This is a genomic window from Candidatus Nitrospira allomarina (genome assembly GCF_032050975.1).
Classification (GTDB): Bacteria; Nitrospirota; Nitrospiria; order Nitrospirales; family UBA8639; genus Nitrospira_E; species Nitrospira_E allomarina.
Map to the genome: position 1 here is coordinate 2,317,190 of NZ_CP116967.1, position 16,574 is coordinate 2,333,763.

Sequence of the window (16,574 nt, forward strand, 5' to 3'; positions counted from 1 at the left end):
GTCCTTTTGCCGAAACAAAAGGACCTCGGCTGCCGGGCCGAAACCCGGCGATAGAAACAATGGGTGCGAGCAGCCAACGTGGTGGTGAAGGGGCTGGTTGAGGGTTGGTACCTGATTTCATGGCCACCTGAGCGGGAAACGAGTCCTCAGTTCGCCAAAATTTCGATTGATTCGTATTCTTTCACGAGCCATTAATTCTTTTTTTTCTTCTTTTGCGGTTTAATTTTTTTCCTTTTTTTCCTTTTCTCCTCCTCTTCCTCCTCTATTTCTTTAAGCAACTCTTCCAAGGTAGGTTCCCCGCTGGGATGTGTCACCGTAAAGGCATAATCCTTTTTCGAGATTTTGACGACATCAATCTCTTGATCTAAAAACACTTGAATCTCCTCGAGTCGTCCCTTTTCTTCGCTGCTGCAGAACGAAATCGCAATTCCCTTTTTGATACCCCGCCCAGTTCTTCCCACACGATGCACATAGTTTTCTGCCTTATCCGGGAGGTCATAGTTCAACACATAATGCACATCGGGAATGTCGATGCCGCGTGCGCTGACATCTGTGGCGATTAAAACCTGACAGGCACCTGTTTTAAAAGCGTTCATTACCCCAGCCCGGTCACGCTGATCCTTTTCCCCATGAATTGTCAGCGTGGCTATTCCGACACGACCCATCGCCTTGGCAACCCGTTCAGCGCGAACTCGCGTCCGGACAAACACGATCACACGGCTCTCAGGATTATCGGTCAGGAATCGCTCCAGGAAAAACCGTTTATCGTCCATTTCAACGAACATCACGTAGTGAGAGACATTTTTGGAGACACGATTGTCCGGCGAGATTTGAATCCGGATAGCCGAATGCCTCACCTGAGAATAGGCCAGTTTTTTGATCTCGGCATTGATGGTTGCCGAGAAAAAGAGCGTTTGATGTTTCTGTGGCAGCTTTTTTTTGATCGCATGAATATCTCCAATGAATCCGAGATCGAGCATGTGATCAGCTTCATCTAACACAAGGGTTTGGACGTGGTTGAGCAGAACATACCCCTGACTGATCAAATCAAACAGCCGGCCTGGTGTCGTTATGAGCACATCGATACCATTCTGAAGTGTTTGTATCTGCGGGTCCTGCTCAACGCCGCCATACATGGCAAACGCTTTGACCTTGGTCTGTTTGGAAAGTTGGGCAAAGACCTCTCCAATCTGCATCGCCAGTTCGTGCGTCGGCACCATGACAATGCATTGGATACCATTTGAGCGTTGACTCCTTTTCCACTGGTCAAGGTGATTGATGATCGGGATGGCAAATGCTGCCGTTTTCCCCGTCCCGGTTTGGGCGATGGCCAGAACATCTTCCCCCGCCATGATCGAGGGCATGGCTTTAAATTGGATGTCCGTGGTTTTTACAAACCCGAGTCGGGACAGGTTGTTTTTCAAAGCATCTGAAATGGGATATTTTGCAAACTTCATGGTGTTTCAATACCTCTTCTTCTCATCAAATCACGCACAACAGCATTCTGATATTAGACTGTGCTTCAGTCTACTCGGAAATGATCAGACAGGCAAAGAACATCAGGGAGAAGAAAGGTGGTTTGGGGTTATGCTTGGGATCAGCTTGCCATGGGACATTGAATTGCCCCGCGTTGGGATAGTTAAGGGGAGCCCAAAGGAGATTTCGTGATATCCAGACAAGACCTCACAGATTTTTTCCACACTTTTCTTTGAATCGACGCCTGCTGTTCGGTCCTGTGGGCGGACGCTCTTCAAGCATTGGCGGGCCTTGTTTGAGCCCTTCGCCAGACTCAGGACAGGCTCCGCGAGTTGGCGCGCCCTCCATTCCTCGCGTCCGCCCAATCTGATATGGCCGAACTGGGCGGCAATGGTTTTGGATCCTTTCCCCGAAAGAAAAGGATCTCGGCTGCCGGGCCGAAACCCGGCATCTAAATCTGAGGTTAAAACTGGGGCAGGTTTGTGGCTAATTCAGCGGATTGTCTCGCAGGAAAGGCGATGAGTGAAGCAGAATGAAGATGGCGTGATGGCATGGGCGGACCTCAGAGAAATCGTGATTGAGTCACGAAAACAGTTCCACATTTACCGTTTCAGAAATCTGCTGATAAAGGGAGTGCGCTTTGGCTACTAAAATAGACCCTCCCTCACTCCGCGACGATGCCTTCCGGTTCATTTGGAACTTGGACCGGGGAAGGTGAGTTGACCGTAGCGGTGAACATGCCCAACACATCCTCCACGACCAGATAGAGACAGGGAATAAGCACGAGCATGATGGCGGTGGCAAAGAGAATTCCAAATCCCAGTGAAATGGCCATGGGAATCATGAACCGGGCCTGACGGGATGTTTCGAAAATCATGGGACCCAATCCGCCGAAGGTGGTGAGGGTGGTTAACAGAATGGGCCGGAACCGGCGGATGCCCGCCTGGCAGATGGCCTCAAAGGCATTATTTCCTTCCCGCCGCTTGGTATTGGCATAGTCGATCATGATTAACGAATCGTTGACCACCACTCCGCCAAGCGCAATGATCCCCATCATACTGATGATGCTGATGTTGTAGCCCATAATCATATGCCCGATCACCGCACCAACCAACCCGAACGGAATGGATGTCATCACAATGGCCGGTTGAAGGTAACTACGAAACGGGACGGCCAGCAGGACATAAATCAGGATCAATGCCAGTGTCGAACTATAGAGAAAACTCTGAAGGGCATCTCGCATATCGGCCTGGCGTCCTTCGAAGCTGTAACTGAGGCCGGGATAATCACGAAGCAGGGCCGGAAGCACGTCGCTTTTCAGTTTATTCAGGACAAGGTTGGTTTCCTTTGCGGGTTGGACATTCGCGGTGACGGTCACGGTGCGGTGTCCGTCTCGACGGGTGATTTCCCGAAACGCCCGGCCTTTTTCGACCGTCGCAACCTGATACAGCGGCACGTGTGGACCGGCAGGCGTTCGAATCACCAGATTTTCCACGTGGTATTCGCTCGAGCGCTCCGACTCCGGGAATCGCACCAGTACTTTGATCTCGTTCCGCCCTCGTTGCTGGCGAAGGGCTTCCGATCCATAAAACGCGTTGCGGGCTTGTCTGGCGATATCCCCGGCGGTGAGACCGAGGCTGCGGGCCTCCTCTTTGATGCGGAAGTCCAGTTGGGGTTTCCCTGGAGAATACCCGTCGTCCACGTCTTTGACGCTGCCGAATTCAGCCAGACGGTCGGCCAAATCGGTGCTCGCCTTATCGAGCATGTCAATATTCCGATGGCTGAGTTCAACACTGATCCCGGCCCCGCGCCCCGGTCCCCCGCTATCCGCCTCAAATCGCAGATATTCCACTCCCGGGAAATCCGGCGTGTGTTCCCTCCAGAGGGTGGTCAATTCGCTGGTGCTAAGGGGACGATGGTTCGCATCCGGCAAATAGGCGCGAACGTCGATGGTGTTTTCCAGCACCAGCGCAAAGGTGCCGTTGGTAATATGTTGTCCCGGATACTGGTCGATCACCTCTTGCACAGAACGGATTAACCCGTCCCGGACCCGGATCATTTCCTCGGGAGGACTTCCAAAAGGAAGCGCGGCTGAGGCCTTGGCAAAATCAGCCTCAACAGTGGGCATGAGAATAAAGCCCATGCGTCCGCTGAATGGATAGGCCAGCACAATGGCAAAAATCCCGAACCCGATGGCAATCGTCAAGTAGCGGTGAGTAATGGCCCGGCGGAGAAAAGGACCATAGGTCCGTTCGACGAATCGGGAAAACCATGCACTGAACCGTTGTTGGGTGTGATGCAGGGTTCTGCCGATGGTGCCGGTCGGTTTGGCGCCCGAATGTGCCAGGTGAGCGGGAAGGACGAATAAGGCTTCGACCCAGGAAATAATGAAGGCGGTCGAGACCACCACGGGAATCACGGCCCAGATTTTTCCGAAGGATCCGGGCATGAACATCAGCGGCAGGAAGGCCACGATATTCGTCAAAATACTGAAGCTGATGGGAATGGCAATATCCCGTGCCCCCAGGATGGCTGCCTCGCTGAAGGATTTGCCGCGTTGCCGGTATTCATAAATGTTTTCCCCCGCAATAATGGCATCATCCACGACAATCCCAAGCGCAATTATGAATGCAAAGAGGGACACCATATTGATAGACACGTCCATGGCCGGCAGAAAGAGCATGGCCCCCAGAAATGACGTCGGGATCCCCACCGTCACCCAGAACGCCAGTTTGTATTCCAGAAACAGGGTGAGAATAGCCAGGACCAGCAACAATCCGAGAAATCCATTCTTCAGCAGAAGCGTAAGCCGTTGATAATAGATTTCCGACCGGTCTTTGAGAATGGTGTAATGGATGGAGGCCGGCAGATCAGGAATAATACGGTCCATCGCGGCGCGTGCGCTTTCCGACACACCGATCGGGGTTTGATCTCCCACTCGAAAGATTTCGATGCCAATGGCACGTACCCCGTTAAATGTGGCATACGTTTCGCTTTCCTGGAATCCTTCCGACACGTGGGCGATATCTCCGAGACGCAAGAGCGTTCCCGTTTGGTTGGCAATGATGGGGATGTCGGCAAAGTCCGAGGCCCAATCCCGTCGTTCCTGCACGCGCAACAAAATTTCTCCGCTGGAGGTTTCCACGCTTCCACCCGATCGATCGAGCGCGGTCGCGGCTATGGTTTGTGCGATGTCCTCCAATGTCAGTCCATAGGCCCGGAGGTCCTCTTGAGACACCTCCACATGAATTTCATACGCTCGCGCGCCTTCAAGGTCGATTTGGGTAATGCCGGGTTCTTGTAAGAGACGATCCCGAACCTGTTCGGCGACCTCACGAAGGGTCCATTCCGAAACGTCACCATACAACTGAAGCGTCAGGACGTCGCGACGGCGGGTATCCAATGTGACACTCGGCTTTTCCGTATCCTCGGGAAACGTCACGATGCGGCTGATCGCCTGCTGAATGTCCTGATAAACTTTTTGATTGTTGGAGTTGGCGAGGAGTTCGACGATGACCGTTCCCTGGTTTTCACCGGCGGTGGCCCGGATCTCGTTCACCCCTTCAAGTCCGCGAACCCCTTCTTCAATCGCCAGAATCACCCCTTGTTCGACTTCTTCGGGACTTGCGCCGGGAAAGGGGACCGTAATGGTAACGGTGTCTTCTTCAAACTCGGGAAAGACCTCCTGCTTAATGTGGGAGGCCATAAACAGTCCACCCAGCAGTAACGTCAACATGAGCAGGTTGGGCGTAATCCGGTTGTGCACCATCCAGGCCAGAGGGCCGGATTCCCGGTGAGGGGGAGTCGTGGAAGGGTTAGGTTCCATGGGGAGTCACTGGTGTGTCGGAACGACTGTTATTCAAGCGAATGGGCATCCCATCCGTGGGAGCGGAAATGTCGGTGACTACTAAGCGGTCTCCCGTTTCCAGGCCTTCTGAAATAAAGACCTCATGTTGGCCACGATAGGCGATCGTTACCTGACGAATGGCCAGCGTATTGTCTGTATTCATCAGCCACACGGTGTCCTGGTCATGGATCCAGCGACGATCGACTTTGGCCAGCCTGGTGAGTTCCTGCCCTTGAATTTCCGCGCGAAGATACGAGCCGAGCAGCACGCGAGGCAACTGCGCATGCCGTTCTTCAAGATTCAGCGGATCTTGTATGGCAACCAGAAGCCTGGCCATTCGCCCGTTGGGTTCAAGATCGGTCAGCAACCGGACCACCCGGCCCGTCCGGAATTTGTCTTTTCCCCACACATTTTCTTGGAAGAGTTTAACTGTGGACCCTGGTTCATCAGGTGTGCGAGGAATCGTGATCCAACGTAACTGAGCCATGGGGACCGCTAACTCGACCCAATATTCTTTCGTTCCTGCAATCGTCACGAGATCTGAGGTGGTCGTCACATAGGTACCCAAATCAATGTGACGGCTAACGACGGTTGACTCGAACGGGGCTTTGATGACGGTGCGGGACAGCGAGAGCTTCGCGGATTGAAGGGCAGCCGCGGCGGCATCCACGTCGGCTTTCATCGCGGCTAGCTGCGGCAAACGAAGGACCAGGGATTTTTCCTGGTCGTTGATCGTGGCACCCAATAAATCGAACTCTTGTTTGGCGACGACCTGGTTGCCCTCCTCGAGGCGAAGTGCCACGCGGGCTTTCGCCAGATCGGATTGGCGCTGGCGGACAGCCAGCACATAATCTGCTGGTTCCAAACGAAGAATGGTTTCCTGTGCGGCGAAACGACCGCCAGGAACGAGTTCCGGGTTGACAGCGATGATTTTTCCGTTCACCTGTGATCGGAGCGTGATTTGATGCACAGGTTGGACTTGTCCCCAAGCCTCTATAGTCAGAGTCTGTTTGGTCACATCGATTGCAATCGTTTCTACCAGCCGGGGTTGTCTGGGCTTGGGATGACGTTCAGGCTGTGGGGCGCTCTTGACGATCGAAAAGGCGATGCCTCCGGCCAGCACCAGGATCAGAATCGGCAGTACAGCCTTCAAGACCATCAGACATTTTTTGGAAAAGGATGGGGATGACATGGTTTGGTAGCGTTTCGAGAAAAAAGCCTATCCGTTGGAAATGGTTAATCCCCGGATTTCAGGTTTGGTCATGGGCCAGCCACCGGCCAGAGCCTTGGCCAGATCAACGCGGAAATCGATGAGCGTCCGTCGGGCGGTCAGGATCTCGCGTTCAAGCTCCTGTTGACTGTTCAGAGCATTGAGTACGTCCAGGTAGGCGGTTGCACCATTAAGATAACGGGCTCGCAAGCGTTCGATGACCTGGGTGGCGATGTGGAACTGATCTTCCAGACTGTTTGTTTTTTCCCGTTGTTGTGTTTCACCAACCAAGGCATTTTCGACCTCCTGGAAGGCTTGAAGTACCGTGAATTCGTAGTTGTGAAGGACTTCGGACCGAGCGGCTTTGGAGAGATCGACCTGCGCTGCCCGCGCCCCCGCATTAAAGATCGGTGCGACGATTTGTGCTGATACGGTGGCTAACCAATTGGCAAACAGTCCTCCCGGAGCAACGGCAAAGGCTCCGCTGGTCAGGGTTGGGGTGAGATTTGTGGTTATCGACCCGGCAAGATCAATGCGCGGGAAACGTTCGGCAATGGCGGCCGCGACACGCGCATCGGCCGCCTGTACCTGATAAAACGTGGCCTGCACATCAGGACGCCGTTGAATGAGCTCTCCCGGTAGGCCGGTACTCGGCAATGGGGGAAGGTCTATCAGCACAGGATCGTCAGGGATAACCAGAGATTTGGGAGGTTTCCCAAGAAGAATGGCGAGTTGATGGGTCAGCGTGCCGATTTGCGCGTGGACGTCTTTGGTTTTTCCACGTGTTTGCTCCACTAATTGTTTCTGTCGCAGAACGTCCGCCGCCGCGGCCACGCCCTGTCGGAACCGCAAGGTGACCAATTGAAGAACTTTCTCATTGGTCGAGATCTGTTTCTCCAGCAAAGCCAGTTGGCCTCGTTGTTCAAGCAGGTTATACCAGGTTTTCGCCATCTGACTTGATAAGGTGATCGCGGCAACCGTGAGGTCGGCCTGACTGGCTTGCGCGTCGAAGTTCGCCGCGCTTCCAAATGCTCGTACCCGTCCCCACAGGTCCAGCTCATAGGCCACCGATACTCCTACAGCGAAACGATCGGTCTGCGTGCCTAAATCACTGCGACTCCGGCTGGCAGTACTGTTTCCGTTTAAGAATGGAAACCGGGGAGCTCCATCACGCACGGCGATGGCTTCCGCCTGCCGCAGGCGGTCCCAGGTGGCCAACAGCGTCGGATTGTCTTCCAGCGCGCGTTCAATCAGCCGGTCAAGGGCCTCGTCTTCAAAGGCTTCCCACCATTTGTCCGGTAACGCATGCTGGCCGGAATGGGAAAACGAATCGGGCGGCTGAATCTTCAATTCAATGGGTTGTGGGTCGAACAGACACCCGGTTAACAGCATCAGGAAAATTCCTGTGAGGATAGCGCGACAATACTGGAGGGTATTCATACGAAGTTGCGAATGACGAGGGAAAATAATTTCTGATTCCTTTATGGATGATACTTGTCTGAACGTTATGGGACCGAAGATGAAGAACGTCCTTTTATTGGGTCCTGGGGACGAACACGATCCATCCAACCGTTTCACCCCCATACTTCTCTGTTCGGTTAGTATACCCGGGATATTTCCCTGAATTTTTTCCCCATCCTTCTTTTTTGTAAGAAAACCTGACAGAATTCTGTTTTGACAAACTTTGATACAATTTTTTTCCCCTCACTCCCCGTTCCGGCGTCATAATAATGAAGAAGGGTGATCTTGATGAGCCATATGGATTCGTTACCGCATCTCCTGGTTGTTGACGATCAACCGGATATCCGCAATCCGCTTTCAAACTATCTCACGCAAAAGGGCTTTCGGCTGAGTACGGCTGGAAGCGCGGCGGAGGCCCGGAAAATTCTCGAGACCAGCGCCATCGACCTCGTTGTGCTGGATATCATGATGCCGGGAGAAGACGGTCTCTCTCTTTGCCGTCATTTACGTGAAACAAAGGACATTCCCATTATTTTACTCACGGCCATGGCGGAAGAAACGGACCGCGTGATCGGGTTGGAAATGGGTGCGGATGATTATGTCGTCAAACCGTTTAATCCCAGGGAATTGTTGGCACGAATCAAGTCCGTGCTCCGGCGGGCGAATAGTCTTCCATGGAAAGAACGGCGCATTGCGGAAAAAACCATTCAATTCGACCGATGGGTCTTACAGGTTTCGCAACGAGAACTCGTCGGAGAGGATGGCGTGGCCATTCCGCTCAGCACCGGGGAATTCGTGCTGTTGACGGTGTTCCTGAATCATCCACGCATGGTGTTGACTCGTGATCAATTACTCGACCTCACCCGCCATCGCGCGGGCGATGTGTTTGATCGCAGTATCGACAATCAGGTCAGCCGGTTGCGAAAAAAGATTGAAATCGATCCCAAGCTTCCTTCCCTGATTAAAACCGTGTGGGGAGGGGGATACACATTTACCGCAGAGGTCACATTACAATGAAATCGGGTCTGCACATTTTCAGACGGGTGTTGCCGAAACGGCTGACCAGCCAGATGATAGCCCTTCTGCTCGCGGCCCTCGTCATTGCGCAAGTGGCCAACTTCCTTATTTTTACCGATGAACGTCGTGCGGCGATTCGATCTGTCGAGCGGACTCAAATTCTCGAACGAACCGCTTCTCTCATCGATCTCATTGAACACAGTCCATCCGGTTTGCACGATCGCATGGTCCAAGCCGCCAGTTCACGGAAATTGTACTACTGGTTGTCGGATACCAGTCAGATTCCTCAAGCCATGCAACAAGGCGACCATGAGTGGATCAGTCGTCTCACGGATTTGCTCAGCAAGAATGATGTGTCTGAACTGCGGTTCATGCTTCCCCCACAGGACGGGTCTTGGAAAAAGACCATAGGGGAGGCGCCGAAAGGTGTTCAACCTTCCATTTTACGCAGTAAGGCATCCGGCCCGTCCTTTCCTCTACCGCTCTCTGAATATGATGCCCCAGGGCTGCTGATTTCCGCGCGTCTCCAGGATGGCCGATGGCTGAATGCCGGCATGGGGATCACCCCATCCCTTGGCCGCTGGGCGCTGCCGACTCTCATTTCGATGGGGCTTGCCGGTGGCAGTATCTGCCTGATTGTGGTGTTCATGGTGCAACGTCTCACGCGTCCGCTTCAACAACTCACGGAAGTTGCGGAGCGGGTTGGTCGCGGGGAATCCATCACCCCCATCCCGGAAGAAGGTCCCGTCGATATTCAGCAGACCATCCGGGCATTTAACCGCATGTACGAACGACTGCAACGGTTTGTCCAGGATCGCACGAGAATGCTGGCGGCCATCAGTCACGATTTACGCTCTCCCATTACCTCTCTTCGACTGCAAGTGGAATTGATGAAGGATCAGGAAGCAAAAGGCAAGATGTTGGAGACATTGGATGACATGCAACGGATGACCGAAGCCACGCTGGCCTTCGCCCGGGACGAGGCCTCGACGGAGGTATCGCGTTCGGTGGATCTCAGTGCCCTAATTGATAGTCTTTGTCAGGACCTGGCTGATATGGGCATGGATGTGAATTTCGAGAGCGCGCAGAAAACGCCATGCACCTGTCGCCCTATCAGCCTAAAACGGGCCCTCAGAAATCTCATTGAAAATGCCGTGAGCTATGGAGGACGGGTTGGGGTCAAGCTTCGACAGCATGACACGGAATTTCAGATTGTGATTCAAGATAGTGGTCCGGGAATTCCGGAGCAGGATTTTGAACGGGTCTTTCAGCCGTTTGTGCGATTGGAGGAATCCCGCAATAAACAAACAGGAGGCATCGGCCTCGGCATGGCCATCGCCCGATCCATCGTTCGCAATCATGGCGGGGACATCAGTTTGGCCAACCTCCCGGGCGGGGGCTTAACGGTGACGATCCATCTGCCGGCATCTCCGCTTCCGCAAGCTGCCGACCAGACCTAGAAGGGTGTTGAAAAAATCCGCAAGCCGCGTTTCTGCCTTTGCCGGGCTCATGACGTCCAAGCCGCTACGGCCTTTCCTTCGAGCAGACTCAGTACAGGACTGCCTTTTTGAACATCCTGCTTCGCTCATCAGAAAAGTAAAATTTTGAATCCCGATAAGCTCTCAGAAGAATTTTGCGTGTTTCAACAGCCTGCCAGGCCTAACCGTGCAATTAAGAATATTCACTTATTGGCTCTTGAAACCATCCAGAATCCAAGTCCCTAATAACTCCCGCTTCCTTGTTTTTAGCGCCGGATCTTGACTTATTTTGTCGGTTGACGAAGAATTCCCAGCTGATTTTTTCTACTGCAATTTTTAACCATTTAATTGATCCACTGGAGGTCATAACGCCATGAAGCCCCAACCCTTTATTGTCTCACCGGATAACTACGCCCCCGCTTTAAATGTGATTGGCACGAAGGTGACCGTGCTTGCGTCAAACGACGCAACACAAGGCTATGAGATCACTCTGCAGCAAGGCGATGAAGGAATGGGTCCGCCTCTGCATAGTCACGCCTGGGACGAGTCCTTCTATGTCCTTAAAGGACAGATCGAATTCAGTTATGACGACAAAACGGTCATGTGCCTGCCGGGCACGCTGGTGCATGTACCTGCCGGTACCGTGCACGGCTTTCGCTACGGCCCAGGCGGCGGAGAGATGTTCGAACTCACCGGCCAGGGCAGCATGGCCACCCGAATGTTCACCGCATTCAACAATGAAATACCCCCGGGCCCTCCAGACATTCCAAAGGTGCTGGAGGTTCTCAAGGAAAACGGCGTCACCGTCGCAAACCAAGTGGAGGTATAGCAGAACTAAGTTAATACGTGGATGGGTGCTATTGGGATTTCAAGTTATTCAAATCACTCAGGCAAAAATGCCCACCCGGGATAACCAGAATTCAGGCTTCGATATGAAACCGATAGATCGAGGACGCTATCTCACTCGGGCGGCCGGGTGCAACGTACTATCACACACACGAATATATTTTTTCCTTTGGAAGATCACCTATGCCAAAAACCTACGGTTTTTTGTCAATCAAAGCCCAGCTGAAAATGTAAGTGTAAGGAAAGGGTCACCGGATGGAAGATAGTCAATCTATCCACCCACAGAGCGGGAAGCGTATATTATTGTCGGGAAAACGATGAAATCAGAGGTCTACACTCCGGGTCATACACGAAACGCTATCAACTTTATGGCAACACGAAGCCTGGAATCGCACGGCCGGTTTTTTGCCCCCTTTCTGAGTGCGAACCACGATGTGTTGGATCTAGGGTGTGGTCCCGGAACAATCAGTGTTGATATTGCCAGACTGGTTGCTCCGGGGAAGGGCACGGGAATTGATTACAGCGAATCTCAGGTGGTGCAGGCGCGCAAGCATGCGGAAGAGGCCGGTGTGTCGAACGTGGATTTTCAGATAGGGTCATGCTACGAACTGCCATTCACAGAACAATCATTTGATCGGATATTTTGTCATGCGCTGATGGAACATCTTGCCGATCCAGTGGCTGCCTTAAGGGAGGCTTTTCATAAATTAAAAATGGATGGAATGCTTGGTGTTTGCAGTCCAGATTCCGATGGGTGGTTACTTTCTCCTCCCTCGGCTGAGCTGGAGGGTGCCGTAACAGCCTATGCTGATCTTCAGCAGGCGAATGGCGGTAATCTACGGATTGGTAAGAATTTGGGTGTTCTTCTTCAGGATGCGGGGTTTACAGAAATACATCTTGCGGCACGATACGAATGTTACCCATCCTTAGAATTCATCGGAGAGTATCTTGCCCTTCAACTTGAAAAAAAGGGGTTTAGTCGTCACGCGACAACTCTTCGGAGGTGGGCCAAAGACCCATCCGGCATGTTTGCTCAAGCCTGGGTATCTGCCGTCGCTAAAAAGTCCCAATAAGGGAGTGCAGTCTCCTGAAAGCATTGGACGAAATAGGAATCCAGATTAAACGATTTGTGGATATCGAGAGAGTTGGATTAGCGGTGGGTCGTACCCACGGAGGAAGAACTCGAGAGTGGCTCCGATGAAGGCAACCAGTAGCCGTGAGTCATATCAAATGAAACTAATCACAACCACAGGTGAAAGTATGATGCGTCAACTTGTTTGTCTGCTCATGTTTATGGTTTTGACCGGATGTTCCAGTTACGACAAAAGAACCTACACCGGATTAAAAACTACGGCGGCTGATTCCAGATTTGGAACCGTCATATTTGCCATCCCTGACGCCGCTTTACCAAACGTCGAAAAATCCAGAGGTTGCCTGACCGAATTTAGCGACGGGGAACTTGAGGCAATTTTTGGGCAGAAGGATGGCAATAAGAATCTGGCCGCTGCAGTCTTGGCCGCACCGCTGATCGTTGCGGGAGTTTCATTTGCTGCAACCTATTTTATAGAAAGCATCAATGCGGCAATAGATGAATATAAAAAAGGGCTATCAGGAAGTTTTGGTGCTGCCGGAACGGCGAATATCACACCAGAAAAAATCAGGTGTATTGGAATCGTACGTGGTCTCCTAGGCGAACCTGAAAACATCCCTACCCCCACGGATGATAAACTCGTTTTTCTTTACCCAAAACTAGGTTTCCAAGATTACCCAGCCTTCTATCTGGAACTGAAAGTAGAATCAAAAATCAAAAATGATGGAGGAAAGAAATCTGGATCTCTTACCCTAACCCCAGTGTATCTCAGCTATGCCGATTCAGTGGCGAAAAATCATGGATCGGGAGAAAAACATTTAGGACTCGCGCTCGCCTTAAGTACTACGGCCCAGAAGAAGGCCGGGGAGATTGAGGAAGACAAGGCGTTTGCCGTCTTTCATCATGATATGGGGCGGTTGGAAATTGGGAAGCATTATGACCAAGATCTGCTCAAGGGAACCGGCGCAAGTGCGAGTCTTGATGACAATGCGTTAAAGAATGAGGCCTTTAATATTACGGCTGTTGTTTCTGACAGCGAGGACCCTGGTATTGCCTTTGAAGTACTTTCCACGACATTCGTTGATCGAAAGTCAGATTTGAAAAAAGCTCTGGAAGAAGCCATCACGAACGCTATAAATAAGACAAAGACTAACCCATAACTGCCGGCTGCCAATGATTTTAAATTATGATAGGAAAAATGAGTTAGCAAAACACGATAGTTAAGAAAGTGTGTGACAGGAGGAGGTGAGCATATGCGTGCGTGGTTGATGGATGGCTATGAAGGTGTTGAAAAAATGCGGCTCGGTGAAGTGCCGGATCCACAGCCGGGTCCGGCACAAGTGCTGCTGAGAGTGAAATTTGCAGCACTGAACCCGGCTGATGCCTTCCTTGCGCGCAGGATGTACCCGGCCAATCCATCGCTGCCTCACATTCTTGGGCGTGATGGGGTGGGTGATGTGATCGCGGTAGGGACCGGCGTCGAAAGCGTGTGGGTAGGCGAGACCGTTGGGATTTTGCGTTGCGAGGTGGGTGTAGAGCAGTGGGGAACGCTTGCTGAGAAGGTGGTTGTTCCGGCCAAAAGTGTGGCGCGTATCCCTACTGGCTGGTCGGATGAAGAGATGGCCGGGGCGCCGTTGGTCTTTTTGACCGCTTGGCAAGCGTTGACTCAATGGGCCGATCCTCCGGCACCGCCATCTTCAAAAACTATCTTGCTTGTGACGGGCGCCTCCGGTGGTGTCGGTGTGGCTTCCGTGCTGCTAGGAAAATCGATGAATCTCACGGTAGTGGCCCTGTCGCGTAGCGCGGAAAAGAGGGCCAAATTAAAGCAGCTAGGCGCTGATTTCGTGTTTGATCCCATGGACAACAACCTCATTGAAATGGTGACGGCGGCACTGAGCCCGCGTAAAGTCGATCTCGCGGTGGATAACGTGGGAGGCGTACTGCTTCCTCAGGTGGTGGCTCTGCTTGGACACGGCGGGCGGATCAGCGTCGTCGGCCGGAGCGGAGGAATGGTGCCGAAGTTCAACACGGCGACCCTGTTTTTCCGCCGGAATCGAATAGGCGGGGTCTCGGTTGGAGACTTTACCGCTCAGGAAGCGTTCGCGGCGTGGGAACACATTGTCGGTCGATTGGATGCCATGGGGCAGCGGCCACAGGTGGACACCATTGTCCCTTTCGAGGAGGTGAAGACGGGGTTTGACCGATTGGCCCAGGGGCCAATGGGAAAAGTGCTGGTGCAGGTAGCTGATTAAGAACAGGCCGACTCACACCCTGTCGTCAGTTGTGAGAAGACGATATCTGATGACAATTCCGTTTTTGTAATTATAGAACGACAACTTGCTTTATTTCGTTGATTGATCAAGAATTTGTCTTGTTTATTTCAACCCGGTGAATGAGCGTTGAGGCTAGCGAAGAGGGCGGTTATGCTGATCCGCATAAGACACTGAAATTAAGGAGCACACGCACAGCCATTGCCTGAGGTGGCTCTGAAGATCGCGTATTCAGGAAAAACGATGGTGAGGTATACAGACCGGAAGTCGCAGGTTCGCAGCTTATGCGGGTCCGTCTAATGCTAGTTAGGAACTGCAAGAACGGAAGCTCACGGAAATGAATCAGAGATTTATCGGATTGAGATTTCACATAGACACAAATCGGATTAATGCGAATCAAAATTTGGAGCATATGAATCGGCTGGAACAGTGGGCAGCCAATGATGTGATAATGCTGGAGATGGCTGAGGTTGCGCAAACCGAAGCTATGGCAGGCGGAAACGAACGGCGGGCGGCGAAAGCGCTCAATTCTATTTACTCCGAAACGTTAGCCTCTACATCACAAGAGCGAAAAATGTTAGCGACAATCGAGAGGATTCTATTCCCCGAAGGGGCAGATGATCAGAACAAGCGCAATGACGTCGAAATCGTATTTAATGCGGCGAAGTATTGCAGTATTCTTGTAACTGCAGATGGCGATTCGAAGACCCAACCTAGGGGGATCTTGGGCAACGCAGAAGCTTTGAAAAAGGCTGTCGACGTCGAAATTATGCGGGACGCAGAGGCAGTAGAACGCGTCGAAAAAGGAATTCGCGTTAGAGATGCGCGTTGTCGGAGACGTTTTGAGCGGGAAGGTACCCTCATTCCTTATTGGGTAGGGCAGGATTGAAAAAATGTTTTCTAACAGTGTGTTCAGGACGCTTGTCCGCTCCCTTCCAGCGCTGCTGTTCCGGTTGGTCGTGGTCAAGCGCTGTTAACATCACAACGTTTAGTGGACCGCAGGCCGCGGACCATAGGCAAAAAGGAATGAGGGTGGCCGTTCCTGCTTGAAGTGGGATGGAGGGAAAATTGGTGAGCGGTCAGCTGAAATCAGCCCGCGGCAGGGGCAGATCTCCAGTAGTCTGCTGAAGCCGAACGTGCGGTTCGAACAGATGAGCTTTTGACCCGCTACTCAAATGCGATTTTAAAAAAAGAGAAGGAAAAAGGTATGAGTTATCCTTATAAAAATGAGATCCACAATTTGGTTAAGGATGACTGCTGGAGCGGTTTCTTCCGCGATCCGGAAAAGAGCCCACGAGAGTTCCCACTTAGGCTCTCGGATTGTATTGGTCGAGCCGACTTTTGTTACGAATTTGAAGAATCTGGAAAACTATTTATAGAAGATGACGATGCGCCCCGAGCGATCAACAATCTAATCAAGTACTGGAGGTGGTGCTTAGAACATCACGAAGAAAGACCAATTGTTTTGATACATATTATAGGAGACATGGGCGGGATTCAGATTGACCATTGTCAGTTTTTGAAAACCCGCATGGAGAAAGATCTGACAAAAAGCAAATTTCGTTATCACATAATCCAGATCGAGGGAAAAGCTAATGCCTGGGCCACTCCTGAGAGCTGGCTTGCCGAAGTGCGAAAGATTCTATCTGAAATTGCTTCGAACCGATCAGGGCAATGAAATGGTATGTTCCTAAAGGCGGGAAGCAATTTTGCGCAGAAGTTTCATTAACGCACTTCCAAATATATAATAATGACTATTTTATATTTACCGATTCTTTCGGAGGCTCAGCGCCTAACAAAGTCTTTACCTAACCCGCGCAAAAAGCCACACTGTCCAATTAATTAAGACCTTTGCCTCTTTTTCCAGCACCAGCGCCGT

At 51.9% G+C, this 16,574-nt stretch carries 12 protein-coding genes; 8 read left to right on the forward strand and 4 right to left on the reverse strand.

Annotation, left to right across the window (positions count from 1 at the left end; translation table 11 throughout):
• Positions 1–191: 191 nt before the first annotated feature.
• The 4 genes from PP769_RS10270 to PP769_RS10285 form a co-directional block, all read right to left on the reverse strand.
• Positions 192–1,457, reverse strand: coding sequence for a DEAD/DEAH box helicase (locus PP769_RS10270; RefSeq protein WP_312639957.1), 1,266 nt, complete (start codon positions 1,455–1,457; stop codon positions 192–194).
• 683 nt (positions 1,458–2,140) lie between these two features.
• A complete protein-coding gene (locus tag PP769_RS10275) occupies positions 2,141–5,302 on the reverse strand; it encodes an efflux RND transporter permease subunit (RefSeq protein WP_312639959.1) in 3,162 nt (1,053 codons plus the stop codon).
• Positions 5,292–6,515 carry an efflux RND transporter periplasmic adaptor subunit gene (locus PP769_RS10280; RefSeq protein ID WP_312639960.1) on the reverse strand — a complete coding sequence of 408 codons (1,224 nt, stop codon included), beginning with the start codon at positions 6,513–6,515 and terminating at the stop codon, positions 5,292–5,294. The genes PP769_RS10275 and PP769_RS10280 overlap by 11 nt, the downstream gene beginning before the upstream one ends.
• 27 nt (positions 6,516–6,542) lie before the next feature.
• On the reverse strand, positions 6,543–7,973 hold the full coding sequence (locus PP769_RS10285; RefSeq protein WP_312639961.1) for an efflux transporter outer membrane subunit: 1,431 nt from the start codon (positions 7,971–7,973) through the stop codon (positions 6,543–6,545).
• Between the two features lie 318 nt (positions 7,974–8,291).
• Here PP769_RS10285 and PP769_RS10290 point away from each other — a divergent pair, with 318 nt between their 5' ends.
• The 8 genes from PP769_RS10290 to PP769_RS10325 all read left to right on the forward strand — a co-directional run bounded on the left by PP769_RS10290 (position 8,292) and on the right by PP769_RS10325 (position 16,373).
• The gene (locus PP769_RS10290) at positions 8,292–9,011 is read left to right on the forward strand and encodes a response regulator (protein WP_376753435.1); all 720 of its coding nucleotides are present in this window, start codon (positions 8,292–8,294) and stop codon (positions 9,009–9,011) included.
• A complete protein-coding gene (locus PP769_RS10295; RefSeq protein ID WP_312639963.1) occupies positions 9,008–10,471 on the forward strand; it encodes an ATP-binding protein in 1,464 nt (487 codons plus the stop codon). Before PP769_RS10290 ends, PP769_RS10295 begins: the two co-directional genes overlap by 4 nt.
• Before the next feature lie 391 nt (positions 10,472–10,862).
• Positions 10,863–11,318: a cupin domain-containing protein gene (locus PP769_RS10300; protein ID WP_312639964.1), complete on the forward strand. Its 456-nt coding sequence runs from the start codon at positions 10,863–10,865 to the stop codon at positions 11,316–11,318.
• Positions 11,319–11,703: 385 nt separating this feature from the next.
• Complete coding sequence (locus PP769_RS10305) at positions 11,704–12,408, forward strand: class I SAM-dependent methyltransferase (RefSeq protein ID WP_312639965.1); 705 nt, start codon at positions 11,704–11,706, stop codon at positions 12,406–12,408.
• 187 nt (positions 12,409–12,595) lie between these two features.
• Positions 12,596–13,585, forward strand: a complete 990-nt coding sequence (locus PP769_RS10310; RefSeq protein ID WP_312639966.1) for a hypothetical protein — start codon at positions 12,596–12,598, stop codon at positions 13,583–13,585.
• Positions 13,586–13,678: 93 nt separating this feature from the next.
• Positions 13,679–14,677, forward strand: coding sequence for a quinone oxidoreductase family protein (locus tag PP769_RS10315; protein ID WP_312639967.1), 999 nt, complete (start codon positions 13,679–13,681; stop codon positions 14,675–14,677).
• Positions 14,678–15,032: 355 nt separating this feature from the next.
• The gene (locus tag PP769_RS10320) at positions 15,033–15,584 is read left to right on the forward strand and encodes a hypothetical protein (protein ID WP_312639968.1); all 552 of its coding nucleotides are present in this window, start codon (positions 15,033–15,035) and stop codon (positions 15,582–15,584) included.
• Positions 15,585–15,902: 318 nt separating this feature from the next.
• On the forward strand, positions 15,903–16,373 hold the full coding sequence (locus tag PP769_RS10325; protein WP_312639969.1) for a hypothetical protein: 471 nt from the start codon (positions 15,903–15,905) through the stop codon (positions 16,371–16,373).
• Positions 16,374–16,574: the final 201 nt, after the last annotated feature.